Here is a 23,930-nt window from a genome sequence, read left to right as displayed (position 1 = left end):
CCCAGCGAAATGCCAAATTCCAGCTAGGATGATTGTTCTACCTTTCTCAGGAGGCTGGCGAATGACGCTTTTATTGGCTCGGTCGCTGGTTGCAGTGTTTGCAACCATCAGCTTGATTCATTTGTATTGGGCCCTCGGCGGGCGATGGGCAGCCAAGGCAGTGGTGCCTCAGGTGCCGGTGAAGCAGGGGGAAGCGCTGCGACCGGCGTTCGACCCCTCCGGCTGGCTGACCCTGCTGGTGGCGCTTGCGCTGCTGATGATTGCAGTGTTGGTGAGCCTGCGGGTTGGCCTGCTGGCGCCGCCGGTCACTCATCGGGCATTGCAGTGGCTGATCAGCGCGATTGCCTTGCTGATGTTCGCCCGGGCCATTGGCGAGTCGGAGCTGGTGGGGTTCTTCAAGGAGGTCAAGGGCTCGACCTTCGCCAGGCTCGACACCTGGGTCTATTCACCGTTGTGTGTCGTGCTTGGGGCTGGGTTGTTGACGGTGGCGTGGGCCTGATTCACTCCGTCACCCGGCCGAGCGCAGTTGTTCGATCGTTCCCATGCTCTGCGTGGGAATGCCGCCAGGAACGCTCGGCGTTCCGCTTCAGGGAGGTGACGCAGAGCGTCACGGGATGCGTTCCCACGCGGAGCGTGGGAACGATCAATTAGCTGTCCTGCCCGGTTCGGCGACTGCTCACCTCCGCAGGCACATCATCCCCCGCCATGCGCTTGCGAAACAACGCCGCTCGGGCCAGCAGCAGGGTGGTCACCGGTACGGTGATTGCCAGCAGGATCGGGATCAACCAGGCGTGCAGTACCGGTCCGGACTTGAGCACCGAGAAGTAAATGATCGAGGCCAGCGCTACGCACCAGGCGCCCAGCGTGGAAGCCAGGGCCGGTGGGTGCATGCGTTGGAAATAATCCTTCAAGCGCACCAGGCCGATCGCCCCGATCAAGGCGAACAGGCTGCTGAGCACCAACAGGATCGCCACTGGGATTTCGACCCACAACGACAATTCACCGATCATTCGATCACCTCGCCACGCAGCAGGAATTTGGCCAGGGCAAACGAGCCGACGAAGCCGAACAGGGCAATCAGCAACGCTGCCTCGAAATAGGTGTCACTGGCATAACGAATGCCCAGCACCAGCATCATCAGCATCGCCACGATGTACAGGTAGTCCAGGGCCAGTACCCGATCCTGCGCCGAAGGCCCCTTGAACAGCCGCCACAGGGTCAACACCATTGCCAGGGAGAACAGGAACAGGCTCAACAGGATCGCATTGGACAACAGCGGGCTCATTCGAAAATCTCCATCAACGGGCGCTCGTAGGTGGCTTTGAAATGCGCGATGAATGACGCCTCGTCTTGGAGGTCGAACACATGCATCAGCAGGATGCTGCGATCCAGCGCCAGTTCCGACCAGACCGTCCCGGGCACCACCGTGGTGATCATCGACAACGCCGCCAGGCCGTTGGCATCGCGCAGGTCCAGCGGCACCTTGATGAACCGCGAGCGAGGCGGGCGGCGCCCGGCGTTCAGCACGCCCCAGGCCACTGTCAGGTTCGAGGCCAGCACGTCGCGGCCTACCAGCAAGAACAAGCGCAACACCACCCATGGCCGCCGGATGCGGATGGGCCGCGGGCGCAGCGGGCGCATCATCAAAGGTGCCAGCAAGCCCAGCGCGGCACCGAGCAGCAAGTGTCCGGCGCTGAGGGACAGGTTCAATACCAGCCACAGCAACCAGAGCGCCAGGGACAGCCACGGCGCGGGAAACAGGCGCTTCATGGTTGCACCTGCGGCAATGCGGTGCTGGCCTGGGGATTGGGCACGGCGCGGGTGGCCAGAACCGCCATCACATAGTGTTCAGGGTTGTTCAGCGCATCGGCGGCGGACTGGGTATAGCGCAGCAACGGCTCGGCCTTGAAGGTCAAGGCGATGCCCAGGCCCAGCAGGACGATGATCGGCAGGCATTCGAACGGCCGCAGCAACGGCGACGGACGCTCCTGTGGCGTCCAGAAGCGCTGGATGCCCAGGCGCGAAAATGCGATCAACGAGGCCAGCCCCGACAGGATCAACAGCGCCAGCAGGCCCCACGCCTGGTTCGACACCGGCGCCCCGGCGCTGGCCCCTAACCCCTGGGGATTGAGCAACGCGCTCAGCAGCCCCAGCTTGCCGATGAACCCCGAGAGTGGCGGCATGCCGATAATCAACAGTGCGCAGAAGATGAAACTCAAGCCGAGAAAGGCCATGGTCCAGGGAATCACTTGGCCGACCACGGCTTTCTGCTCGTCATCGAGGTTGATGCCCTTGGGCGGCTGCAGGGATTCCTGCGGTCGCGGCAACGTGTCGAAGTCGTCGTCCAGGCCCGCTTCATTGGCCGAGCGCGAGCGTTCGACCAACTCCGCCAGCAGGAACAGCGCGCAAAGCGCCAGGGTCGAGCTCACCAGATAAAACAGCGCCGCGCCCACCAGGTTCGGCTGGGCAAAACCAATGGCCGACAGCAAGATTCCGGCCGAGACCAGGATACTCAGGCTGGCCATGCGCTCCAGGCGCTGGGCCGCGAGAATGGCGATGGCCGCGCAGACGATCGTCGCCATGCCGCCGTAGACCAGCCAGTCGGCGCCGAAAAACGCCGAGGCGCCGGCTTGGCCGGAGAACAGCAACGTCCACAGGCGCAGGATCGTGTAGACGCCGACCTTGGTCATGATCGCGAACAGCGCCGCCACCGGCGCACTGGCGGCACTGTAAGCCGGCACCAGCCAGAAGTTCAGCGGCCACATGCCAGCCTTGGCCAGAAATGCCACCGCGAGGATGCCAGCCCCGGCGTGCAGCAGGCCGCGGTCGGCTTCCGGCACCAGCGGCACCTTCAAGGCCAGGTCGGCCATGTTCAAGGTGCCGGTGACGCCATAGATCAGCGCCGCGCCGATCAGAAACAGCGACGAGGCGAGCAGGTTGATGGAAATGTAATGCAAGCCCGACGACACCCGCGCCCGGCCCGAGCCGTGCAGCATCAAACCGTAGGAGGCCGCCAGCAGCACCTCGAAGAACACGAACAGGTTGAACAGGTCCGCCGTCAGGAAGGCCCCGTAGAGGCCCATCAGCTGGATCTGGAACAGGGCATGGAAACTCGCCCCGGCGCGGTCCCAGCGGGCGGTGGCGAACAGCAGGGCGCTGACGCCGATGAGGCCGGTCAGCACCAGCATCAGCGCTGACAGACGATCGACCACCAGGACGATGCCGAACGGCGCTTGCCAGTTGCCGGGCAGGTACACGCCGATGGAGGCGGGCAGGGCCTGGTCCTGGGTCCAACGCAGCAACAACACGGCGATGCCCAGGCCCAGCAGGCTGGAGAACAGGTTGATCCGCGCTTTGAGTGGGCGGTGCTTTTCACCGAGCATCAGCATCAGCGCGGCGGTCAGCAGCGGCAACAGGATGGGGGCGGCGATCAGATGGGGCGTCAACATCATTCCTTGGGCTCCCGACCGTCCACGTGGTCGGTACCGGTCAGGCCCCGGGACGCCAGCAGCACCACCAGGAACAGCGCGGTCATGGCGAAGCTGATGACGATGGCAGTCAGCACCAGGGCCTGGGGCAGTGGGTCGGTGTAGTGCAACAGGTCCTGGGGTACGCCGTCCTTGATGATCGGCTCCTTGCCGATGAACAGGCTGCCCATGCTGAAGATGAACAGGTTGACGCCGTAGGACAGCAGGCACAGGCCCATGACCACCTGGAAGGTCCGAGGCCGCAACACCAGCCAGACACCGGAGGCGGCCAGTACGCCGATAGCGATTGCGATGACTTCTTCCATCAGGCGGTGGCTCCTGGTTGGGTGACGGGTTTGGCTTGCAGGCCCGGTTTATGCGCACGTACCGACTGGTGAGCCAGGGCGGTGAGAATCAGCAGCGTCGAGCCGACCACCACGGCGTACACGCCGATGTCGAAGAACAGTGCGCTGGCCAGGTGAATGTCGCCCAGCAGCGGCAAGTGGAAATGCCAGGTGTGGGTGGTCAGGAACGGATAACCCACCACCATCGCCCCAAGCCCCGTGGCCGTGGCGAACAACAGCCCAGTGCCCATCCAACGCAGTGGTCGCAGGCTCATTTGCGCCTCGACCCACTGGGTGCCGGCGACCATGTACTGAAGGATGAACGCCACCGACATCACCAGCCCGGCCACGAAGCCGCCGCCAGGTTGGTTGTGTCCGCGCATGAACAGGTAGAACGACACCACCAGGGCAATCGGCAGCAGCAGGCGCACCAGCACCGACGGCACCATCATGAAGCCCAGTGCGGTGTCGCTGGCATGGCGCGGGTTGACCAGGTCGGTGACCACGTCCGGCGCCAGCAGGCGCTGTTGCGCCGGCAGCTGCATGCTTTCCTTCGGTGGGCGGAAGCGTCGCAGCAGGGCGAACACCGCCAGGGCCACCGCCACCAGTACGGTGATTTCTCCCAGGGTGTCGAAGCCACGGAAGTCCACCAGCATCACGTTCACCACATTGCTGCCGCCGCCTTCGGGCAGGGCACGGCTGAGGTAGAACGAAGAAATGTCGTTGGGTGTCTGGCGTGTCAGCATCGCGTAGGCCAGCAGCGCCATGCCACCCCCCACCGCGACGGATAACAGCAAGTCTCGCAAGCGCCGGATGCGTGCGCGCCGTTCGCTATTGGGCCGGGGCGAGGCATCCTCGATCCGCCGTGGCAGCCAGCGCAAGCCGAGCAGAATCAGCACCGTGGTCACCACTTCCACCACCAGTTGCGTCAAGGCCAGGTCGGGCGCGGAGAACCAGACGAAGGTCACGCAGGTCATCAGGCCGCAGACGCTGACCATGGTCAGGGCCGCGAGCCGGTGATACTTGGCCTGCCAGGCCGCGCCCAGGGCACAGGCGATCGCCAGCAGCCAGAGGCAGACGAACACGATGGAGCCGGGGATTTTCGGCCGGTCACCCCAGACCAGCGTGCTGTGCAGCATCGGGATCAACCCGGCGAGCACCGCAGCCAGTACCAGCCAGAACAACTGGGCCTGCAGGCGACGGGTGCTGATCAGCCGTTCCAGCCGCCGGCTCTGGCGCATCATCAGCACCAGGCAGCGTTCGAACAACCGCTTGCCGCTGAGCCGGCCAATGAACGGTGGGTGCTTGATGTGCCCTTGCCTGAACTGGTTACGCAACAACAGGTACAGCACGATGCCGCCGGACATCGCCACCAGGCTCATGATCATCGGCGCGTTGAGGCCATGCCAGATCGCCAGGCTGTACTCGGGCAGCGTGCCGCCCACCACCGGCAACGCCGCAGCAGCGAGCAACGAGCCGACCACCTGGGCCGGGAAAATCCCCACCACCAGGCAGGTGAACACCAGCAACTCCACCGGCGCGCGCATCCAGCGCGGCGGCTCGTGGGGGGTGTGGGGCAGGTCGGTGGCGGTGGGGCCGAAGAACACGTCCACGGTGAAGCGCAGGGAGTAGGCGACGCTGAAGGTCCCGGCGATGGTGGCGATGATCGGCAGCGCCAACTCGACCCAGGCCGTGGCGGAAATGAACACGGTCTCGGCGAAAAACATTTCCTTGGACAGGAAACCATTGAGCAGCGGCACCCCGGCCATTGCCGCGCTGGCCACCATCGCCAGGGTCGCGGTGAACGGAATCAGCCGCACCAGGCCGCTGAGCTTGCGAATGTCGCGGGTGCCGCTTTCGTGGTCGATGATCCCGGCGGCCATGAACAGCGAGGCCTTGAAGGTGGCGTGGTTGAGGATATGAAACACCGCCGCCACCGCCGCCAGCGGACTGTTCAGGCCCAGCAGCAGGGTGATCAACCCGAGGTGGCTGATGGTGGAGTAGGCCAGCAGCCCTTTGAGATCGTTCTGGAACATTGCGCAGTAGGCGCCCAGCAGCAAAGTACAGGCCCCCGCGCCGCCGACGATATAGAACCATTGTTCACTGCCCGACAGCGCTGGCCACAACCGCGCCAACAGGAACACCCCGGCCTTGACCATGGTCGCCGAGTGCAGATAGGCCGACACCGGCGTCGGCGCGGCCATGGCGTGGGGCAGCCAGAAATGGAAAGGGAACTGGGCGCTTTTGCTCAGGGCGCCGATCAGGATCAGCGAGAGCAGGGTGGGGTAGAGGGCATGGGCGCGGATCAGATCGCCAGCGGCCAGGACCTTGTCCAGGTCATAGCTGCCCACCACATGACCGAGCAGCATCACCCCGGCCAACAGGCACAGCCCGCCGGCCCCGGTCACCATCAAGGCCATGTAGGCCCCACGCCGGGCGTCGGCGCGGTGGTGCCAGTAGCCGATCAGCAGGAACGAGAACAGGCTGGTCAGCTCCCAGAAAAACACCATCTGGATCAGGTTGCCGGAGATCACCAACCCGAGCATGGCACCCATGAACGCCAGGAAAAAGGCGAAGAAGCGCGGCACCGGATCGTCCGGCGACATGTAGTAGCGGGCGTACAGCGACACCAGCGTGCCGATGCCCAGCACCAGCAAGGAAAACAGCCAGGCAAAACCATCCAGGCGCAGCACGAAATCCAGGCCGAGGCTGGGCAACCAGGAATATTGCTCACGGATCACGCCGCCGTCGGCAATCTGCGGGTACAACAAGGCCACCTGAACGGTGCCGACCAGGGCCACGAGGCCCGCCAGCAATGATTCGGCGTTACGGGCGTTATGCGGCAGCAGCGCCGCGACACAGCTGCCGATGAAGGGCAAAAGCAATAGAACTATCAGTGACATAGGCTTCTATTCGGCGGGTGAGTAGCAGGGATCATACGTGGCGTATCCCCGATCACCAACCGCGAGGGTGTCGCAGAATCCTACAAAGTGGACGGAGTTTTCTGACTTTGCGTTATTTTGGTGAGGAGACGCGGAGTCAGAGCTAGCCACAAATACCGCGTGATACACATCACCTGTGGCGAGGGGATTTTGCTCGCCGCTATTGCGCTGGTCCACCGGCCTCACTGCTCGCGCTCTAGCACCTCATTCACCTCGACAGCACCTTTGCTGCGGGTCTTCAGTTCACTGACAATCACCGCCGCGACGATCAGCGCTGCGCCGAACAAGGCAATCGCTGGCAGCCGCTCGCCCGCCAGGCGCCCGGCGATGCCGGCCCACACCGGCTCGCCGGCATAGATCAGCGTGGCGCGGGTCGGCGAGACGCTTTTCTGCGCCCAGTTCATCGCCACCTGGATCGCTGCGCTGGCGGCCCCCAGGCCGACGGCGCTGACCAGCAGCAACCAGGAAAAATCCGGAATGGTTTCCTGGGTCGGTACTACCATCAAGAATGCCAGCACCGCCGTGCTTGCCAGTTGCACCACGGTCACCCGGCGCACATCGACCTGGCCGGCATAGGCGCTGATCAGAATGATCTCGGCGGCAATCGCGATGGCGCTGATCAGCGTGGCGATCTCGCCGGCACTGAAATTCAGCGAAGCACCCGCAGGACCTGACACCAGCATCAGCCCGGTGAACGCCAGCATGATGCCGATGCTCGGCATCAGGCCAGGCCGGCGGCCCAGCACCAGCCACTGCAACAGCGGCACGAAGGGTACGTACAGCGCGGTGATGAACGCCGACTGGCTGCTGGGAATGGTTTGCAGGCCGACCGTTTGCAAGCCATAGCCGAGCATGATCGCCACGCCGATGAAGCTCCCGGCCTTGAGCTCGAACAGGGTCAGGTCCCGCAGATGCCGCCAGGAGAACAGTGCGACAAACCCCGCCGCGGCGGCAAAGCGCAGACCAACGAAAAACATCGGCCCGCTGACGGTCATGGCGTGCTGCACCAACAAGAAGGTTCCGCCCCAGATCATGGTGATCAACACCAGCACGCATTCAGCTTTGCTGAACCTTGAGAAGCGGGAGGAAGCTTGAGGGGAGTTCACCGGTGTCATGACCTTGCGCGCCACTTGAGGCGGACGCACAATGCGCCCGAAGTTGGGCAGTATAATGCGCAGCCCTAGCATGTGAGCAATATAGTGCACAAAGAAAACGGCCAGCGGGCGTCCGTCCTGCAACACGTCAGCCAGAACGTCCGCCGCCTGCGGCATGCCGCGCAGCTCAGCCAGACCGCGCTGGCGGAACTGTCCGGGGTCAGCCGGCGCATGCTGGTGGCTATAGAAGCTGGGGAAAAAAATGTCAGCCTGACCACCCTGGACCGTGTCGCCGAGGCCCTCAACGTGGCCTTCAGCGACTTGATCCAGGCCCCCGACGCCCGCGACCCGAGCCGCATCAACGAGTTGGCCTGGGCCGGCACTATTCCCGGCAGCAAAGCCGTGCTGCTGGCCAAAGCCACTGCCAGTCGCGAAGTCGAGCTCTGGGAATGGCGCCTGGAGCCCGGCGAGCATTACCATTCCGAACCCGACGCCGACGGCTGGAGCGAGCAGCTCTATGTGTTCGAGGGCTGCCTGACCCTGTTGTTGGGCGACGAAGAGCGCCGCATCAGTGCTGGTGAGTTTTTCATGTTCGCCAGCAACCAGCCCCATGCTTATCGCAACGATGGCCCGGTGGCGGCGAGATTCGTACGCAATGTGGTGATTTGATTCCTGGAGAGCGGTATGGACACAGCGCTGGATCGACATGAGCGTGACATCACCCGCGAGGCGGGCATCCTGATCATCGGCGGCGGCCTGAGCGGCGCCATGCTGGCGGCGCAGTTGCTGCGCCTGCCGGGCCGACGCGAGGTGTTGATTGTCGAGCCTCGCAGCGAATTGGGTCGGGGCGAGGCCTACAGCGCTGTGGAGTTGGGCCATACCTTGAACGGCAACGCGGCGCGCATGAGTGTCGATCCGGACAACGCCGATGACCTGACCCAATGGCTCACCGCGTTCGTCGAAGCCGGCGGCTGGCCCGAATCGGATCAGCAGCACGTGCCGATCAGCGAGTTGTTCCCACCCCGGGGGATGTTCGGCCTCTATGTGCAGCAACGCCTGGCCGAGGCTCGCGAGTTGGGTGCACAAAACGGTTCGACCGCCGAGCACGTGCGCGGGGAAGCCGTGGACCTGCGGCTTGCCGACGATGCCGTGATGGTGACACTGGACGATGGCCAAATCTTGCGTGGCCGTTTCGCGGTGCTGGCCACCGGCATGTTCCCGGCGGCGCGCACCCCGCAGACCGAATCCAGCGGCTTGAATGCCGCGGCCCTGGATCCTTGGGATGTGGCTGCGATGCGCCAGCTCGACCCGCAGTCCACGGTGTTGATCATCGGCTCGGGACTGACCATGGTCGACGCCGTGGTGTCGCTGGAACAGGCCGGGCATCGCGGGCCTATCGAAGTATTTTCCCGTCATGGACTGCTGCCCCACGTGCGTCGCCAGCCGCCGGCCTGGGTGGATTTCCTCGCCGAAGATCACAGCCTGCGTTCGCCGCGCCAGTTGATGCGGGCCCTGCGTGAGCAATGCCGCCAGGCCCAGACCCAAGGCATCGATTGGCAGGCACCGCTGGACACCGTGCGCGCACACATCGGGCGTTTGTGGAACCAGGCCAGCGATGTGCAACGTCGGCAGTTCGTCCGGCATGTACGGCCGTGGTGGGAGAGCCATCATCATCGCTCGCCACCGTTGAGCGCGGAACTGGTGACGCGTTTGCATGGGGAAGGGCGGTTGCGGATCCAGGCGGCGTCGTTCAAGGGCCTGGCGTCATCCGCCGAAGGGGCGCTGGCGATTCACATCCGCCGACGAGGCGAGGCTGGCCTGACCGTGGTGCAGGGCGCGGCATTGATCAACTCCAGCGGCATCGAATATGACTGGCGCCGGGTGGCGCGACCGTTGCCGCAGCAGTTGCTGGCCCGTGGTCTGATCCAGCCCGGCCCATTGGCCCTGGGCATCGCCGCGCGGCCTGATGGGGCGGTGCTGGACGCCCAAGGCGAGCCTGCCGAGCGGCTGTTCGCCATGGGCCCGCCACTGCGCGGAATGTGGTGGGAAAGCACCGCCGTGACCGACGTTGCGAGCCAGGCCAAGGCGTTGGCGGGGCGGTTGGTTGAGTTGCAAACCCTAAATCGAAACTGAACACCTCGCCACAGAGGGTTTACAAAGTGCAGCGAACGAGCGGTTACAGCTCGCTGATTTTCACCCACCGCTGCTCCCGCGCCGCCAACCGAATCGCCGTCGCCAGCCGCTCCACTTCCCAGGCTTCGGCAAAATCGGTGCCGCTGCCACCTTTGCCTGCGAGGGCCATGACCAGTTCCTGCACCTCCAGCGTCTTCAATTCGTTGTACCCCAACTGATGCCCGGCCGCCGGACTGAACGCGGCATACCCCGGTAAATCCGGACCGGCCAGCAGCCGCTGGAAACCTGCCTGACCGACGCGGCACAGGCGCAGTTCGTTGAGCCGTTCCTGATCGAACGCCAGCGTGCCGAGGGTGCCGCTGATCTCGAAGCTCAGGTGGTTCTTGTAGCCGTGCTTGAGCCAACTGCTGCTCACCGTGCCTCGGGCGCCATTGGCGAAACGCAGCAGGGCGTGGACCTGGTCGTCCACCGCGATGGCGCGTTGTTCGGCGTTGCCGGCGCTGGCGGGGCGTTGGTGGTGCACGGTCTGGCTGTCGGCGCATACCGCTTGGACATCGCCCAACAGGTGACGAGCCATGGCCAGCAAGTGACTGCCCAGGTCGGCCAGTGCGCCACCGGCGTGGGCGGCTTCGCAGCGCCATGACCACGGCGAGCTCGGGTCGGCCATGAAGTCTTCGCTGAATTCGCCCTGGAAACTGATGATCTGCCCCAGTTCGCCGCGTTGGATCATGTCCCGCGCCAGTTGGATGATCGGGTTGTGCTGATAGTTGTAGCCGACCCGTGTTACCACGCCGGCGGTCTTGGCCGCCTGCTGCATCTGCTCGGCTTGCTTCAGGGATACCGCCAGGGGTTTTTCGCAATAGACCGGCTTGCCCGCCGCCAGGGCAGCCATGGCCATGGGGAAGTGCAAATGGTTGGGGGTGGTGATGGCGATCAGATGGACTTTCGGGTCGTCGATCAGTTGTTGCCAGTCACTGTGGGCCGTCGCGAACCCCCAGCTTTGGGCGCATTGCCGGGCACGCTGGGGATCGGCGTCGGCCAGGGCCGCCAGTGTCAGGTTCAGGGGGAGGTCGAAGACCGCCTTGGCGTTGTGGAACGCCAGCGCATGGGCACGGCCCATGAAGCCGGTGCCAATCAGACCGATACCGAGTTCACGCATGAGAAAGAGCCCTTTGAATTGTTATTTTCAGGAGGGCTATTTATGGAATAAATATTCCTAAATTGCAAATATTGGAATAAATATTCATTTTTGTAGTCGCTGCTATTCCCTGTGGGAGCGAGCCTGCTCGCGATAGCGGTGGGTCAGCAGTACTTGTGTCACTGATGCAATGCTATCGCGAGCAAGCTCGCTCCCACAGGGGCTTTCACAGAATTCGCTATCAGGACAGGAACCCGCCATCCACATTCAGCGCCACACCCGTGGTGTAGCTCGATGCATCACTGGCCAGGTACAACACCGCGCCGGCCATTTCGCTCGGGTCGGCCACGCGCTTGAGGGGGATCTGCGCCAGGGCGGTTTTCAGGATCGCGTCGTTCTTGACCAGGGCCGAGGCGAACTTGGTGTCGGTCAGGCCCGGCAACAGGGCGTTGCAGCGGATGCCGAACTGCGCGCATTCCTTGGCGAACACCTTGGTCATGTTGATCACGGCGGCCTTGGTCACCGAATAGATGCCTTGGAAGATTCCCGGCGAGATGCCGTTGATCGACGCCACGTTGATGATGCTGCCGCCGCCGTTTTCGCGCATCAGCTTGCCCGCTTCCACCGACATGAAGAAGTAGCCGCGAATGTTCACGTCGACGGTTTTCTGGAATGCCCCCAGGTCGGTGTCCAGTACGTTGCAGAATTGCGGGTTGGTGGCGGCGTTGTTCACCAGGATGTCCAGGCGCCCGAACTGCTCGCGGATGCCAGCGAACACTTGGCTGATCTGCTCCATTTCACCGATGTGGCAGGCAATGGCGGTGGCCTTGCCGCCAGCGGCGATGATCGCGTCGGCCACGTGCTGGCAACCGTCGAGTTTACGACTGGACACGATCACATGGGCGCCTTGCTGGGCCAGCAGTTTGGCGATGGCCTCGCCGATGCCACGGCTGGCGCCGGAAACGAAAGCGATTTTACCGTCGAGGTCGAACAACTGAGTCTTGGACATGCTGTTTCCTTGTTATAGGTGCGCTCAGAGCGTGGATTTGCCGATGACCTGCAGGCTCATCTGCTCCAGCAGCTTGTTCATCTGAACGAACTGCGCGAAGCGTTTGTCCTGGGTCTGGCCGTGGAAAAAACGGTAGTAGATCTGCTGGACGATCCCGGCCAGGCGGAACAGGCCGTAGGTGTAATAGAAATCGAAGTTGTCGATGCGGATCCCGGCGCGCTCGGCGTAGTAATCGACGAACTCGCGGCGGGTCAGCATGCCGGGCGCGTGGCTTGGCTGGCGGCGCATCAACTGCACCGGCGCCGGGTCGTCGGCCTCGATCCAGTAGGCGAGGCTGTTGCCCAAATCCATCAACGGATCGCCGATGGTGGTCAGTTCCCAGTCCAGCACGCCGATGATCTGCATCGGGTTGTCCGGGTCGAGAATGACGTTATCGAAGCGGTAGTCGTTGTGCACGATGCTCGAAGTCGGGTGGTCGGCGGGCATCTTGTCGTTGAGCCAGGCCTTGACCGCTTCCCACTTCGGCGCGTCGGGGGTCAGGGCTTTTTCGTAGCGATCGCTCCAGCCCCGGATCTGCCGGGCCACGTAGCCTTCGGGCTTGCCCAGGTCGGCCAGGCCGCAAGCCTTATAGTCGACCTGATGCAGTTCGACGAGTCGGTCGATGAAGCTCTTGCACAGTGCTTCGGTGCGGGCGGCGTCGAAACCCAGTTCCGGCGGCAGATCGGAGCGCAGGATGATGCCCTTGACCCGTTCCATCACGTAGAACTCGGCGCCCATCACTGACTCATCGGTGCAGTGCAGGTAGGCTTTTGGGCAGTAGGGGAAACCTTCGCGCAATTGATTGAGGATGCGGAACTCACGGCCCATGTCGTGGGCCGATTTGGCCTTGTGGCCGAATGGCGGACGGCGCAGGACGAATTCCTGCTCTGGGTATTCCAGCAAGTAGGTCAGGTTCGACGCACCACCGGGAAACTGGCTGATCCGCGGCACGCCGGTGAGGCCTGGAATGTGGGCCTTGAGGTATGGGTCGATCAGGTTGGCATCGAGTTCTTCACCGTCGCGCACGCGGGTGGACTGATCAGTAAACGCCATGCTTATCCCTTCTGCTTATTTTGGAGGCCATCGATCATTGGCTAATCTAATGGCGCGAGGGAGGCGTCACAAGCACGCCAGGGTCTTATAGGTTAGCGTGTTGCAGGATAATCAGCGGGCCTGATGCACGACGGCCATGGGCGAGCTATGGTTGTGAAGCCTGCAGCTTTCAAAGGAGCAATCGCGATGGGATGCCCGCAAGTGTGTGGCACCGCAACCTTGCAATGCAGCTTCGGCGTCGCCCCGGCGGTGCTCAATGTACTGCCGGTCAATCGCCTGCTGACCGGCGGCATGCCAGCGGCGAACATCATGGATCACATCCCGCTGGTGAACATCACCACGTTCGGCATGTGCCAGAGCCTGGCCAACCCGACCGTGGCCGCCGCGACTGCGGCGGCATTGGGTGTGCTGACCCCCATGCCGTGCATTCCCGCCACCGCGACCCCCTGGATCCCTGGCGGCGCGCCCACACTGTTGCTCGGTAACATGCCGGCCATCGACGCCAACAGTACCCTGATGTGCACCTGGGCCGGGGTGATCAAGATCGTCGTGCCGGGGCAGGTGCAGATGCTCATTCCCTGATGGTCGCGAACCCAAAGGTATGGACGATCCCCCTGTGGGAGCGAGCTTGCTCGCGATAGCGGAGGGTCAGTTGGTGGTGATGTTGACTGTGAAGCCGTCATCGCGAGCAAGCTCGCTCCCACAGAGGACTTACTAGTGGCCATAAAATCTGCGACCACCTCGAAAACACTGTGGGAGCGAGCTTGCTCGCGATAGCGGTGGGTCAGTTGATGGTGATGTTGGTTGTGCTGCCGTCATCGCGAGCAGGCTCGCTCCCACAGAGGACTTACTAGTGGCCATAAAATCTGCGACCACCTCGAAAACACTGTGGGAGCGAGCTTGCTCGCGATAGCGGAGGGTCAGTTGGTGGTGATGTTGGTTGTGCTGCCGTCATCGCGAGCAGGCTCGCTCCCACAGAGGACTTACTAGTGGCCATAAAATCTGCGACCACCTCGCTCCCACAGGATGGACGGGGTGGTCAGGCCTGCGCTGGATCATTCCAACGCCTGAACCACCAGCGCACCCGGGAGATCGGTTTGCCCTCGGCATCCAGCGGCCGGCCGTCTTCAGCGTAGGCATGGGCCGGTTCCAGCAGTTGGCCATTGAGGTAGCGGGCTTCGACCGCCGGGTTGCCGTTAGGGTGCAGGCGGCGATAGCGGCCGTCGCGCACACCGTCGCGATAGAACTCGGCCTCGGCCAGTTGCCCGTCGGGGAAGTAGTTGCTGGCCTCACCGTGCAGTAATCCATTGCGATACGTGGCCTGGCGCTGCAAGCCACCCTCTGCGGCATAAAAACTCGCCACCCCCTGCAATTTACCTTTCACGAACGGCATCACTGCCGAGACCCTTCCATTGGGGTGATACAGGGTGCTGGTGCCTTGTAGTTCACCCTGGCTGTAGTTGAGTTTTGCTTGCGGGCGCTGGGCCTCTTCAATTTGCAGCGGGCCGTCGAGCCGGCCGTCGACCAGTTGCCCGCTCAGCTGGCTGTCGCCACGCTCCACGTCGAGTTTTTTCGAGGCCATCGGGGCGCTCCTGTCAGTTGACCTTCACCAAACCGCCCTTGATCGTCAGCATGCCGCCGCCGTCCACGGTCTGTTCGGCGGCGGCCTTGTTCACCAGGCTGATGCCGGCGTCGTTGGTCAGCGTGGTGCCGGCCTTGTTTTCCAACGACGTACCGGCCTGGTTGCTCAGGGCCGTGCCGGCCTTCTGGCTGATGGAGGTGCTGGCCTGGGCCGCCAGGTCCGCGCCGCTCTTGATCGCGAAACTGCCGCCGCTTTGCAGGGTCAGGGTGCCGCTGACCTTGATGGTCAGGTTGCCGTCCACCGTCAGGTCGTAGTTGCCGGTGACCTTGTGCGTGTAGTTGCCGCCGGTGCTGTGGTTCTGGTCCGAACCGACGGTGACGGTGCGGGTGTCTTTCACGTCGAGGCTGTCGCTGCCGGTCTGGATGGTCACGCTACGCTTGCCTTTTTCCAGGGTGATGGTTTCGTCGCCTTCCTTGACCGTGCGGGTGCGGGCGTTCTGCACCGTTAGGGTTTCATCGTGGCCGACGGTGGCGGTGGTGTCGTTGAGTACATTGATGTTGAAGTCTTTCTGGGCCTGGAGAAACACCTCCTCGGCGTCCTTCTTGTCTTCGAAACGCAACTCGTTGAAACCGCCGCCACCCTTGGACGAGTTGGTCTTGATCCCGGACTGGGTCTGGTTCGCCGGCAACGCGTAGGGCAGGGCGTTGTCGCCGTTGTAGACGCAACCGGTCACCAGCGGACGGTCGGGATCGCCGTCGATGAACGTGACGATGACTTCCTGGCCGATGCGCGGTACGAATTGCATGCCAAAACCCTTGCCGCTCCAGGGCAACACCACGCGTACCCAGCAGGACGAGGTTTCGTCGTTCTTGCCGGTGCGGTCCCAGGGGAACTGCAACTTGATCCGGCCGTATTCATCGGTCCAGATTTCTTCGCCGGCCTTGCCCACCACCAGCGCGGTCTGAGTGTGCATGCGCGGTTTGGGCGTGAGGCGGGCCGGTCGATAGGCCGTGGCCTTGGGGATCGCTTCGAAGCGATTGCGATAGCCGTCGTGGCTGGCTTCGTGGCGGACCGAGGTCACGACCCAATCGATATTCAGTGTCGTGTCTTCATGGCCGGCGAGGGTGAACCAATACCCCGGCACCAGCCAGCGGCAGTCGCTTTCGCCGACAAAACGTTTCTCCTGGCTGCGCAGGCCATCCACCCGCTGCGTGGTCAGGGCATCGCCTTGGGCCTTGACGGTATAGCCGCCCGGATGTTCGTACATCGAACTTGCTCCGGCCACGGCTTCGGCCTGGCTGAAGAGTGATGTCGTCGGCGTAGTGAATTCATAATCGATGGCCTGGTAAACCCCGCTCACCGCCTGCAGGCACACTTGCCCGCTGCGGATGCCGTGCAGTTCCCGCTCACCCAGTTTCTGCCCGAGATAATTCACCGTCGGCCCATTGGGAATGGGCGCAAAGGCGTCGTTGCTGTCGGCCAGTACCAGTGTGTGCTTGCCTGCTTCGTGGGTGAAGAACCAGAAGATCCCATCCTCTTCCATCAGGCGCGAGACGAAGGCCAGATCGGTTTCGCCGTACTGCACGCAGTATTCGCGTGGCGTGTAGCTGCCAGTGAGTTTGAGCTGGAAATCGGTGAAACCATGGGCCTTGAAAATCGTCGTGACGATGTCCGAGGTGGCGAGGTTCTGGAACACGCGGTTGTTGCTGGCAAGGCTCAGCCACCACAGCCAGGGACGCAGCAAGAGTTGATAACGCTCGGCGGTGGCATCGGCAGGGAGCTGGCGGATTTCGGCCACCAGAAAGTCCATGGGGCGCTGCAGCGCGTCCTTGTGCAGGGTGGTGGTGACGTGGCTGGCAACGGCAGTGGTGAGGGTTAATGAGGCGCCGTCGTTGATGCCGTTGAGGATGTGCGAGCCCAATGCGTTGAGGCTTTCTTCGCCCGACAGCGATTCAGGGTACAGCGCCGACAGCGTGGTGGCGGTGAGCGATAGCGTGGTGTTGCTGTCGGTGGAGCGGGGCATTGAAAGGCCTCACGACTTCAAGAAAAACGCAGGCGTCAGCTGTAATGAGTGGTGATGAAATTGTACGGCGCGCTTAATTCGTTCGATCGACTGATAGGAAGGCCATGGGGGTACGTGTCTATGTTGCACAGATAAGCGGTAAAGGACCCCTCGACGTCGAAGACCCATGAATCACCACGGTTCAATGTCTTGTCCAGCAACTCGCGGTTTTTCTGGCTTGTAGCGACGATAACGACCCAGCGATTATCAGCCTTGAACCCGTTGAGCTTGTTGACATCCCGGGTGATGGACTCCTGAAGGTTCGCACCGCCGAAATCTCCGTTTGTGCTCTCTACCTTGATTTCCACTGCATAACTCTTTCCCAGAAGAACGAAATAGAAATCCACCTTCTCTGCGCTGTAAGGCCAGGGGTAACTGATCTCCCTGACCTTGGCAGTGATCCCGTAGCCACGTTGGAGGTGGTAGGAAATCTCAACTTGGGCGGCGCTTTCCCACGGGCCGTTCGAAGCCCAGCTTTTATTGAACTGGCTGGGCGTGCCGGAGAAGTCTTGCGGATGGACGCCAGCCGCTTGCAAGACAACGTTTAAAAATTCTTCTTCCGTCATGATGCCTGTCTCCGCTGAGTAAGAAGCTGTTGTAAAAGTCGGCCGGTTTAGCAGTATTACTCCAACACCCACTCCGCCAACTTCCCGGTCACCTGCGTCATCAACACATTCTCGACATCTCGCGCACCCGCCGCGCTGCACTTGGCCAACACCGCCTTGACAATCCCCGCATCAAACTCGAATTGCTTACCGGTCGCGGCCTTGTAGCGCCCGCGCAATTTCTCTAGTTTCGCCAACACAATCCCCTCCAGCGTCGCCTCATCCAGTGGCCGATAGGCCACCACCGTCATGCGCGCCAAAAACGCCGGGCGAAACGCTTGTAGCAGCACTTTGTGCAAGGCTTCGTTGAAGGCGTCGCTGCCCAGTTGCGCGACGGGCGTATCCAGCAGCAGTTCGGCGCCGACGTTGCTGGTGGCGAGCATCACGGTGTTCTTGAAATCCACCACCAGGCCGGTGCCGTCCTCCATCAGGCCTTTGTCGAAGACGTTGTAGAACGCCTCGAGCACATCCGGGTGGGCCTTTTCGATTTCATCCAGCAGCACCACCGAATAGGGTTTACGCCGCACCGCTTCGGTGAGCACGCCACCGCTGCCATAGCCGACGTAGCCGGGTGGGGCGCCTTTGAGTTGGCTGACGGTGTGGGCCTCCTGATACTCCGAGAGGTTGATGCTGATCAGGTTGCGCTCGCCGCCGTACAGGGCATCGGCCAGGGCATAGGCGGTTTCGGTCTTGCCCACGCCAGTGGGGCCCACCAGCAGGAACACGCCGACCGGTTTCTGCGGATCGGTGAGGCCGGCGCGATAGGCTTGCAGGCGCTGGGCGATGGTGTTCAGTGCCGTGCTCTGGCCCATGACCCGCTGCCCCATGCGCTGGCCGAGGGTGCGCACGGCGTGGGCTTCGTCGGCGAGCATCTTGCCGACGGGAATGCCGGTCCAGCCGGCGATCACGGCGGCCACGGTCTTGCTGTCCACTTGCTCGGGCACCAACGGATCGTCCTGGCGAATGGCATCGAGGCCGGCTTCCAGGCGCAGCAGCTCGGCGGCCAGATGATCGATGCGGTTATCGATCTCGGTGTCGGGTTTTTCGCTGTCGGCGCGTTCGCTCAGGGCGAGCAGTTCGCGCCGAGTGTCGAGCAGCTCGCGTACCGCTTCTCGCTCTTCGCCCCAGCGGGTTTCCAGCTCGCGGATGGCCTGCACGTTACTGGTCGATTCGCCTTCGAGCAGGGTGATACGTTCGCGGTGATCCAGCCCGGTGGCCTGTTCCCGGCGCAGGCGTTCGACCTCGTCCTTGAGACTGTTTTGCCGGTGGCGCAGGCTTTCCAGGGGCGGCGGCACGTCGTGCTGGCCGAGGGCGACCCGGGCGCAGGCAGTGTCGAGCACGCTGATGGCTTTGTCCGGTAACTGGCGTCCGGAGATGTAGCGGTGAGACAACTTCACGGCTTCGTGGATGGCTGCGTCCAACACCTGCACGCCGTGGTGTTGTTCCAGTTTGCTCGCCACGCCACGGAGCATTTCCACGGCGGTGAGTTCGTCCGGCTCCTCGACTTGCACCAGTTGGAAGCGGCGCGCGAGGGCCGGGTCTTTCTCGAAGTATTTTTTGTACTCCAGCCAAGTGGTGGCGGCCAGGGTGCGCAGCTCGCCCCGGGCCAGGGCCGGTTTGAGCAGGTTGGCCGCGTCGCTGCCGCCTTCTGCGCCACCGGCACCGATCAGGGTGTGGGCTTCGTCGATGAACAGGATGATCGGTTTTTCGGCGCTGCGGACCGCGTCGATCACGCCTTTGAGGCGCTGTTCGAACTCGCCTTTGACACCCGCGCCGGCCTGCAACAGACCCAGGTCCAGTACGCGCAGGGTGACTTCCTGCAACGACGGCGGCACATCCCCGGCGGCGATGCGCAGGGCCAGGCCTTCCACGACGGCGGTCTTGCCCACGCCGGGCGCGCCCACCAGGATCGGGTTGTTCTGCCGGCGGCGAAGCAGGATGTCGATGCACTGACGGATCTCGCCATCGCGGCCGACGATGGGGTCGATGCGTCCGGCCCGGGCGTCGGCGGTCAGGTCCTGGGTGTACTGGTCCAGCACCGGGGCCTGTTTCTGTGGTGCCTCGCCGGGCTTGGCCGGGCGCATGCCACCGACATGTTCACGGGAGCTTTCGGTCCATTCCAACAGGTGCGCGCGCAAGGCGTCCCGGGGGATGCGCAGCAACGATGAGGCGCTGTTGAGCAGCAGGCTGCGGCGCTCATCGCGGTCCAGCAGCGCCAGCAACAACAACCCGGAGCGGATGCTGTCCAGGCCCAGCACGCTGGCCTGCACCACGGCATCTTCCAACAGGCCGATGGTCTGTGCCGACAGGGCGGGCGTGCGGGTGCTACCGGATTTGAACAGGTCCAGGGCTTTGTTGGTTTCCGCTGCCACCGCATCACGCTCCAGGCCGAAGCGCGGCAGCAGACAGGCGAAATCGCCACCCTCGATGTCGAGCAATTCCAACAGCAGGTGTTCGATTTCCACGTAATGATGGCTGCGTTGCAGGCAACGTTGTGCCGCTCTTTCCAGGGCGCGACGGTTGTCCGGGTTGAGGCGTCCGATCAGGCTGGCCAGTTCCATTTCAGGCGATCTCCGGCTGACGAAGGCGGGTTTCGATCCGTTGCACGGCCAGGCTCGGCTGGCGTTGCAGGCCGCCGTTCCAATTCAACCGTGGCGGTGCCTGGCGACCCAGTTGCAGTGGGCTGGCGCCACGGACCAGCAGCACCAGGGTGCAGTCCAGGTCGGGGCCGAAATACAAGGCATACAGGCTGGCGAGCAGCGGATGGGTTTCGCCATTGGGCAGCAGTCCAGCGGCCTGGGCGACAGTCAGCGGGCCGAGGGTCAGGCGCACCCCGGCGTGTTCGTCCCAGACCCGGGTACCGGCCACCGCGCTACGGCCCAGGCGCAGGTTGCGCCCGCCCAGTTGTAAGCGGCTGCGGCTGGCCGGTGGTATTTCCCGCCAGCCCCCTTCATAGGCGGTCAGCTCCACCGGCAGTGCGAACTGTTCACGGACAATCGCCGCGAACCCGGCCAGGGAGCGGCGGCCATCGGCATACAGCGCCGTGCAGGCCAGTACCGCTGAGTCAGGCGCGGCCTGGCGTTCTTGCAGGGCTTTGGGCAGCAGGCCGGTCAGCGCGCGCAATTGCGCCTGGACGGCGGATGCCGCCGGGGCAGTGAAACCCAGGGCGATGCGATGCTTGCGCATCACCTTATAGAGCAGGCTGAGCAGACGATGCTGGAACAGGTCGAGAAATTCCGCCGGCGCATGATCCCGCGCACGCGCCCGTTGTTGCAGCCATTCCTGATAGGCGTAGGGCAGCGGACCGTCCGGGCCGCCGAGGCCAAAGATGGGCGTGGTCAGGGTTGGCGGCGAGCCAGGCTCCTGGCTCAGGCTCTCGACTTCACTGGCAGCGAACAGCGGCGTCAATGGCCCGCGCAAGCGTAAAGCCTCGGCGTGTGGCGCGGTACCGCTGCCCAAGGTTTCGGCCTGGGGGTGTTCGCGTTCCAGTAACAACAAGGCCTGGAGCCATTCGAAGCGCTGTGGATCGCGCCGCAGCCGTTGGCTCAGGTTCAGAGCGTCAGGGGCTTGCCGGCTTGGGGTTGCCATGTTTTCACCTCCTTGTCGGACTGAACCAGTACGGTGCGCACGAAACGATTGGCGGTGGCATACAGGGAAAAGAACTGCGCCAGTACCCCGGAGAACAGCACGGCGCTGCTGCCGACGAAGTGTTGTGGATCCAGCTGCAAGCGCACTTCCAAGCCGTTACGCCAACCGCGCCAGGCGTCTTCGCCGACGTGGGCGATGACCCGTTCGCAGCCCAGCCCCGAAACCCCTTCGATCTGGCGCCGGGCGCTGGCCTCGTCCCGCAGGTTGTGCAGTTCGAGAATCTCGCGCAGCGCGTCCAGGGCCTGGGGGCCTTCGACCAGGGACAAATGGTTGAGGGTCAGTTGCGACACCAGTCGCCAGCGCGACTCACCGTCCAGGCGTGGCAGGCTCTGTGGGCTGGGCGGGTTGCGCAGACGGGCCCAGGCCACCGGCCCCGGTCGCTCGAAACCCAGCGGAGTGCCGGCCGGCAGGCTTTGGGCCAGGTGACGGTTGGTGCACAGCAGTTCAGCGGTGAGGCTGTAGCCATGGGTCTCGGCCAAGGGGTCGAGTTGGGTGTCCACCAGGCTGACCATCAAATCGGTGCCCAGTCGGTTCGGGCTCATGCCGCTGACCCGCCGTGCATGCCAATAGCATGGCTGGTCGCTGCCGTGCTGGCTGCCGTAATAGGCCGGCACCTTGCGTACGCCTTGGCTGGAGGTGGTGCGCATGCCGCGGATGCTGTGGATCTCGACGCTGTTTTCCCGATGACTGTCGGCCACCAGTCGGTATTCGCTGCGAGTGCCGTCCGGGCGCAGTGGCTCGGAGGTCCTGGGAAACAGATTGATCACCGGCGCGCAGCCCAAGGCGATGTCGCTGGCCTGGAGCGGCAGGCGGCTGGCGGGTGCGCAATCGAACACGATGTACAGGTACAAGGATGGGCTATCGCTGCTTGCACCGGCCAGTGGCAGGTCGAAAAAACCGAACTTGTCGGGGAAGGCGAAGTACTCGGCCAGCAGGCGCATGCCGGGGTGTACGCCGTCTTCATCCGGCAACAAGGCCTGGTCACTGGCGAAACCGACGATCTGCGGCAAACCTGTCAGTGGTTCCGGTACGCTGCCCGGCGCGCCAGCCAGGACCTTGACGGCGTGGGCGCCAAGCAAGTCATACAGCCAGGCATTGATCATCGGCGAGGCCGCCAGGTGCACTCGCAGATGATCGATCCCCAGGGTCGCCCACTGGCTCTCTCCCAGGCACCGCAGGTTCAGGCGCAAGGCCGAACGGGCCTGGACTACGCCGGTCAACGCCTGGGCTTCGTCGCTGCCCAGCAGCAGCGCTTCGCTGACTTCCAGCGGCCACAAGTGCACGGCGGCGGTGGTGCGAAAGTGGATGCTCTGGCCCTTGTCGGTGGTGACGAACAACGGTGTGTCCCGGGGCAGGGGGTAGCCCTCGTTGAGGTTGCCTTTGCTTGGGTCGGGTTCGAACTGCACGATGGCGCACGATGGCAATGGGCGCATGGCCAATGGGTAGAGCTGTTCGAGCAGGGCATCGCTGAACTCGGCGTAGTCGTCGTCGAGCCGGCGTTGCAAACGCGCGGCCAGCAGTGCGAAGCCTTCCAGAAGGCGCTCGACGTGCGGGTCGGGGCATTCGCCGGGGGACAACTCCAGGCGCCGGGCGACCTTGGGGTAACGCTCGGCGAACAGGCTCCCGGCATGTCGCAGCCAGGTCAGTTCGCGTTGGTAATAGTCCAGCAGTTGCGGGTCAATCGAGTCGCTCATGTCGTACCTCAAGGCCGTCGCCGGCGTGCTCGATGACAAATGCCACGGGCCATGGGTGCGCGTCGCCGCGCAGCTCGCCCAATAGCCGTATGCTCAGTTGCTGTGGATGGCCCGGCACCGGGGTGACCTCAACCTCGCCAAGATGCAGGCGAGGTTCGAAGTGGGTGATGGCTTGGCGAATCTCCCGGGTCAGTTGCCGGCGGTCATCGCTGCGCTGCTGTTGCAATGCGGTCCAGTCGGCGATGCCGTAGTCCAGGATGCTCGGTGGATCGGTCAGCGCCCGCGGGCCGCGCCGGGTATTGAACAGACGTTGCAGTTCGGCGTGGACCGAGTCCTGCAGCGCCTGTCGATCGAACGCCCGGCCAGCATCGTCCGCCGAGCTGGCCAGGCGATCGAACAGCGGTGGGCGAAGCCCGAAGCCTGCCATGGGCGCGCTCCGTCACTTGGTCATTTTGTTGGCCGCCAGGTCCCAGGTCGTGCCCGCGGTGCCTTCCTTGGTGCCGTCGTCTTTCTGTGCGGTGAGCTCCCATTTGATTTTGGTGAAGTTCAGCGACAGGGTTTCCACCGGTTTGCCGCCTGTACCGCCACTGACGCTGACGTTAGACAGCACCACGTTGGTCAGGGTGTAGATGATGAACGGCATGAGTTTGCCGCTGCCCTCGGCGGCGTTGCGGCCAATGGTGATGACCGCTTGCGGGATCGGTTTACCGGCGCAGCAATATTCGTTGAGTGTGGGGGTGGAACTGTCGATGAACTTGGTCAGGGTGAACTCGCCGATGTGGGGCCGGCCGGAGGTGCGCTCCGAGTTGCTCACGTCGTTGGTGACTTGCATCGACACGTTGTGGCTATAGGACATGACCTCGATCTTGTCCGTGAAGCCCTCCAGCAGGCTGTCGCCCTTGATGTCGCCGCCGAGGTCGAGAATTATTGCATCCATTGTGTGGAACTCCTGAAGTCGAGTGGGGTGTTACCCGATACCGATCCGTTAAAGACGAACGCCGAACCTGTGGCGAGGGGATTTATCCCCGTTGGGCTGCGCAGCAGCCCTAAACAGTCAGCTCAATCTGCTGACACACCGGGTTGCTGGTATTCAGGGCCGCTTCGCGCCCCAACGGGGATA

General features: G+C 63.4%; 22 protein-coding genes. 4 read left to right on the top strand and 18 right to left on the bottom strand.

All coding sequences use genetic code 11. The annotated features are described in order from the left end of the window. The first annotated feature begins 61 nt into the window (after nucleotides 1-61). Nucleotides 62-499: a DUF3995 domain-containing protein gene (locus tag SGN16_RS17100; RefSeq protein WP_339101682.1), complete on the top strand. Its 438-nt coding sequence runs from the start codon at nucleotides 62-64 to the stop codon at nucleotides 497-499. 148 nt (nucleotides 500-647) lie between these two features. Here the strand turns inward: SGN16_RS17100 and SGN16_RS17095 are convergent, their stop codons facing one another. The 7 genes from SGN16_RS17095 to SGN16_RS17065 form a co-directional block, all read right to left on the bottom strand. Then, on the bottom strand, nucleotides 648-1,010 hold the full coding sequence (locus tag SGN16_RS17095; protein ID WP_339101681.1) for a Na+/H+ antiporter subunit G: 363 nt from the start codon (nucleotides 1,008-1,010) through the stop codon (nucleotides 648-650). Continuing rightward, on the bottom strand, nucleotides 1,007-1,285 hold the full coding sequence (locus SGN16_RS17090; RefSeq protein WP_003202841.1) for a K+/H+ antiporter subunit F: 279 nt from the start codon (nucleotides 1,283-1,285) through the stop codon (nucleotides 1,007-1,009). The genes SGN16_RS17095 and SGN16_RS17090 overlap by 4 nt, the downstream gene beginning before the upstream one ends. Continuing rightward, nucleotides 1,282-1,770: a Na+/H+ antiporter subunit E gene (locus tag SGN16_RS17085; RefSeq protein WP_339101680.1), complete on the bottom strand. Its 489-nt coding sequence runs from the start codon at nucleotides 1,768-1,770 to the stop codon at nucleotides 1,282-1,284. The genes SGN16_RS17090 and SGN16_RS17085 overlap by 4 nt, the downstream gene beginning before the upstream one ends. Then, nucleotides 1,767-3,452, bottom strand: coding sequence for a monovalent cation/H+ antiporter subunit D (locus SGN16_RS17080; protein WP_339101679.1), 1,686 nt, complete (start codon nucleotides 3,450-3,452; stop codon nucleotides 1,767-1,769). The genes SGN16_RS17085 and SGN16_RS17080 overlap by 4 nt, the downstream gene beginning before the upstream one ends. Beyond that, complete coding sequence (locus tag SGN16_RS17075) at nucleotides 3,449-3,793, bottom strand: Na+/H+ antiporter subunit C (RefSeq protein WP_003202835.1); 345 nt, start codon at nucleotides 3,791-3,793, stop codon at nucleotides 3,449-3,451. The genes SGN16_RS17080 and SGN16_RS17075 overlap by 4 nt, the downstream gene beginning before the upstream one ends. Continuing rightward, complete coding sequence (locus tag SGN16_RS17070; protein ID WP_339101678.1) at nucleotides 3,793-6,714, bottom strand: monovalent cation/H+ antiporter subunit A; 2,922 nt, start codon at nucleotides 6,712-6,714, stop codon at nucleotides 3,793-3,795. The genes SGN16_RS17075 and SGN16_RS17070 overlap by 1 nt, the downstream gene beginning before the upstream one ends. Nucleotides 6,715-6,935: 221 nt before the next feature. Continuing rightward, on the bottom strand, nucleotides 6,936-7,940 hold the full coding sequence (locus SGN16_RS17065; protein ID WP_339102108.1) for a DMT family transporter: 1,005 nt from the start codon (nucleotides 7,938-7,940) through the stop codon (nucleotides 6,936-6,938). A gap of 12 nt (nucleotides 7,941-7,952) precedes the next feature. Between SGN16_RS17065 and SGN16_RS17060 the strand changes: the two genes are divergently transcribed. Next, complete coding sequence (locus SGN16_RS17060; protein WP_210639184.1) at nucleotides 7,953-8,516, top strand: XRE family transcriptional regulator; 564 nt, start codon at nucleotides 7,953-7,955, stop codon at nucleotides 8,514-8,516. Between the two features lie 15 nt (nucleotides 8,517-8,531). Further along, complete coding sequence (locus SGN16_RS17055) at nucleotides 8,532-9,980, top strand: FAD/NAD(P)-binding protein (RefSeq protein ID WP_339101676.1); 1,449 nt, start codon at nucleotides 8,532-8,534, stop codon at nucleotides 9,978-9,980. Between the two features lie 43 nt (nucleotides 9,981-10,023). Here the strand turns inward: SGN16_RS17055 and SGN16_RS17050 are convergent, their stop codons facing one another. The 3 genes from SGN16_RS17050 to SGN16_RS17040 all read right to left on the bottom strand — a co-directional run bounded on the left by SGN16_RS17050 (nucleotide 10,024) and on the right by SGN16_RS17040 (nucleotide 13,219). Next, nucleotides 10,024-11,139, bottom strand: coding sequence for a Gfo/Idh/MocA family oxidoreductase (locus SGN16_RS17050; RefSeq protein WP_339101675.1), 1,116 nt, complete (start codon nucleotides 11,137-11,139; stop codon nucleotides 10,024-10,026). Nucleotides 11,140-11,359: 220 nt separating this feature from the next. Beyond that, nucleotides 11,360-12,127, bottom strand: a complete 768-nt coding sequence (locus SGN16_RS17045; protein WP_003180553.1) for an SDR family oxidoreductase — start codon at nucleotides 12,125-12,127, stop codon at nucleotides 11,360-11,362. A gap of 24 nt (nucleotides 12,128-12,151) precedes the next feature. After that, nucleotides 12,152-13,219, bottom strand: a complete 1,068-nt coding sequence (locus tag SGN16_RS17040) for a phosphotransferase family protein (RefSeq protein ID WP_210639181.1) — start codon at nucleotides 13,217-13,219, stop codon at nucleotides 12,152-12,154. A gap of 186 nt (nucleotides 13,220-13,405) precedes the next feature. On the opposite strand from SGN16_RS17040, the gene SGN16_RS17035 reads away from it, so the two are divergent. Continuing rightward, nucleotides 13,406-13,801, top strand: a complete 396-nt coding sequence (locus SGN16_RS17035; RefSeq protein ID WP_109755997.1) for a DUF4280 domain-containing protein — start codon at nucleotides 13,406-13,408, stop codon at nucleotides 13,799-13,801. 457 nt (nucleotides 13,802-14,258) lie between these two features. On the opposite strand, the gene SGN16_RS17030 is transcribed toward SGN16_RS17035, so the two are convergent. Genes SGN16_RS17030 through SGN16_RS16995 form a run of 8 tightly spaced genes read right to left on the bottom strand, consistent with a single transcriptional unit; the run spans nucleotide 14,259 to nucleotide 23,747 of the window. Beyond that, complete coding sequence (locus SGN16_RS17030; protein WP_210639180.1) at nucleotides 14,259-14,801, bottom strand: toxin-antitoxin system YwqK family antitoxin; 543 nt, start codon at nucleotides 14,799-14,801, stop codon at nucleotides 14,259-14,261. A 13-nt stretch (nucleotides 14,802-14,814) separates the two neighbouring features. Beyond that, nucleotides 14,815-16,824: a type VI secretion system tip protein TssI/VgrG gene (tssI, locus tag SGN16_RS17025; RefSeq protein ID WP_335945792.1), complete on the bottom strand. Its 2,010-nt coding sequence runs from the start codon at nucleotides 16,822-16,824 to the stop codon at nucleotides 14,815-14,817. Between the two features lie 35 nt (nucleotides 16,825-16,859). After that, on the bottom strand, nucleotides 16,860-17,429 hold the full coding sequence (locus tag SGN16_RS17020) for a hypothetical protein (protein ID WP_210639178.1): 570 nt from the start codon (nucleotides 17,427-17,429) through the stop codon (nucleotides 16,860-16,862). A 56-nt stretch (nucleotides 17,430-17,485) separates the two neighbouring features. Beyond that, on the bottom strand, nucleotides 17,486-20,029 hold the full coding sequence (tssH, locus tag SGN16_RS17015; RefSeq protein WP_335945791.1) for a type VI secretion system ATPase TssH: 2,544 nt from the start codon (nucleotides 20,027-20,029) through the stop codon (nucleotides 17,486-17,488). Nucleotide 20,030: 1 nt separating this feature from the next. Next, nucleotides 20,031-21,056: a type VI secretion system baseplate subunit TssG gene (gene tssG, locus SGN16_RS17010; RefSeq protein WP_335945790.1), complete on the bottom strand. Its 1,026-nt coding sequence runs from the start codon at nucleotides 21,054-21,056 to the stop codon at nucleotides 20,031-20,033. Continuing rightward, entirely contained in the window at nucleotides 21,020-22,810 is a 1,791-nt protein-coding gene (tssF, locus tag SGN16_RS17005; protein WP_335945789.1) for a type VI secretion system baseplate subunit TssF, read from the bottom strand. Before tssF ends, tssG begins: the two co-directional genes overlap by 37 nt. Then, nucleotides 22,794-23,237 (bottom strand): type VI secretion system baseplate subunit TssE, encoded by a 444-nt coding sequence (tssE, locus tag SGN16_RS17000; protein ID WP_210639174.1) that lies wholly within the window; start codon nucleotides 23,235-23,237, stop codon nucleotides 22,794-22,796. The genes tssF and tssE overlap by 17 nt, the downstream gene beginning before the upstream one ends. A 12-nt stretch (nucleotides 23,238-23,249) precedes the next feature. Beyond that, nucleotides 23,250-23,747 carry an Hcp family type VI secretion system effector gene (locus SGN16_RS16995; RefSeq protein WP_210639173.1) on the bottom strand — a complete coding sequence of 166 codons (498 nt, stop codon included), beginning with the start codon at nucleotides 23,745-23,747 and terminating at the stop codon, nucleotides 23,250-23,252. Between the last annotated feature and the right edge of the window lie 183 nt (nucleotides 23,748-23,930).

The sequence above is a fragment of the Pseudomonas sp. G166 genome (assembly GCF_037027455.2).
GTDB lineage: Bacteria > Pseudomonadota > Gammaproteobacteria > Pseudomonadales > Pseudomonadaceae > Aquipseudomonas.
The sequence above is the reverse complement of the archived record's forward strand: the minus strand, read 5'-3'. Positions and strand labels throughout refer to the sequence as shown.

Coding starts and splice junctions, on each gene's coding strand:
- SGN16_RS17100 (WP_339101682.1), top strand. CDS start 62: ATGACGCTTTTATTGGCTCGGTCGCTGGTTGCAGTGTTTGCAACCATC.
- SGN16_RS17095 (WP_339101681.1), bottom strand. CDS start 1,010: ATGATCGGTGAATTGTCGTTGTGGGTCGAAATCCCAGTGGCGATCCTG.
- SGN16_RS17090 (WP_003202841.1), bottom strand. CDS start 1,285: ATGAGCCCGCTGTTGTCCAATGCGATCCTGTTGAGCCTGTTCCTGTTC.
- SGN16_RS17085 (WP_339101680.1), bottom strand. CDS start 1,770: ATGAAGCGCCTGTTTCCCGCGCCGTGGCTGTCCCTGGCGCTCTGGTTG.
- SGN16_RS17080 (WP_339101679.1), bottom strand. CDS start 3,452: ATGATGTTGACGCCCCATCTGATCGCCGCCCCCATCCTGTTGCCGCTG.
- SGN16_RS17075 (WP_003202835.1), bottom strand. CDS start 3,793: ATGGAAGAAGTCATCGCAATCGCTATCGGCGTACTGGCCGCCTCCGGT.
- SGN16_RS17070 (WP_339101678.1), bottom strand. CDS start 6,714: ATGTCACTGATAGTTCTATTGCTTTTGCCCTTCATCGGCAGCTGTGTC.
- SGN16_RS17065 (WP_339102108.1), bottom strand. CDS start 7,940: ATGCTAGGGCTGCGCATTATACTGCCCAACTTCGGGCGCATTGTGCGT.
- SGN16_RS17055 (WP_339101676.1), top strand. CDS start 8,532: ATGGACACAGCGCTGGATCGACATGAGCGTGACATCACCCGCGAGGCG.
- SGN16_RS17050 (WP_339101675.1), bottom strand. CDS start 11,139: ATGCGTGAACTCGGTATCGGTCTGATTGGCACCGGCTTCATGGGCCGT.
- SGN16_RS17045 (WP_003180553.1), bottom strand. CDS start 12,127: ATGTCCAAGACTCAGTTGTTCGACCTCGACGGTAAAATCGCTTTCGTT.
- SGN16_RS17040 (WP_210639181.1), bottom strand. CDS start 13,219: ATGGCGTTTACTGATCAGTCCACCCGCGTGCGCGACGGTGAAGAACTC.
- SGN16_RS17035 (WP_109755997.1), top strand. CDS start 13,406: ATGGGATGCCCGCAAGTGTGTGGCACCGCAACCTTGCAATGCAGCTTC.
- SGN16_RS17030 (WP_210639180.1), bottom strand. CDS start 14,801: ATGGCCTCGAAAAAACTCGACGTGGAGCGTGGCGACAGCCAGCTGAGC.
- tssI (WP_335945792.1), bottom strand. CDS start 16,824: ATGCCCCGCTCCACCGACAGCAACACCACGCTATCGCTCACCGCCACC.
- SGN16_RS17020 (WP_210639178.1), bottom strand. CDS start 17,429: ATGACGGAAGAAGAATTTTTAAACGTTGTCTTGCAAGCGGCTGGCGTC.
- tssH (WP_335945791.1), bottom strand. CDS start 20,029: ATGGAACTGGCCAGCCTGATCGGACGCCTCAACCCGGACAACCGTCGC.
- tssG (WP_335945790.1), bottom strand. CDS start 21,056: ATGGCAACCCCAAGCCGGCAAGCCCCTGACGCTCTGAACCTGAGCCAA.
- tssF (WP_335945789.1), bottom strand. CDS start 22,810: ATGAGCGACTCGATTGACCCGCAACTGCTGGACTATTACCAACGCGAA.
- tssE (WP_210639174.1), bottom strand. CDS start 23,237: ATGGCAGGCTTCGGGCTTCGCCCACCGCTGTTCGATCGCCTGGCCAGC.
- SGN16_RS16995 (WP_210639173.1), bottom strand. CDS start 23,747: ATGGATGCAATAATTCTCGACCTCGGCGGCGACATCAAGGGCGACAGC.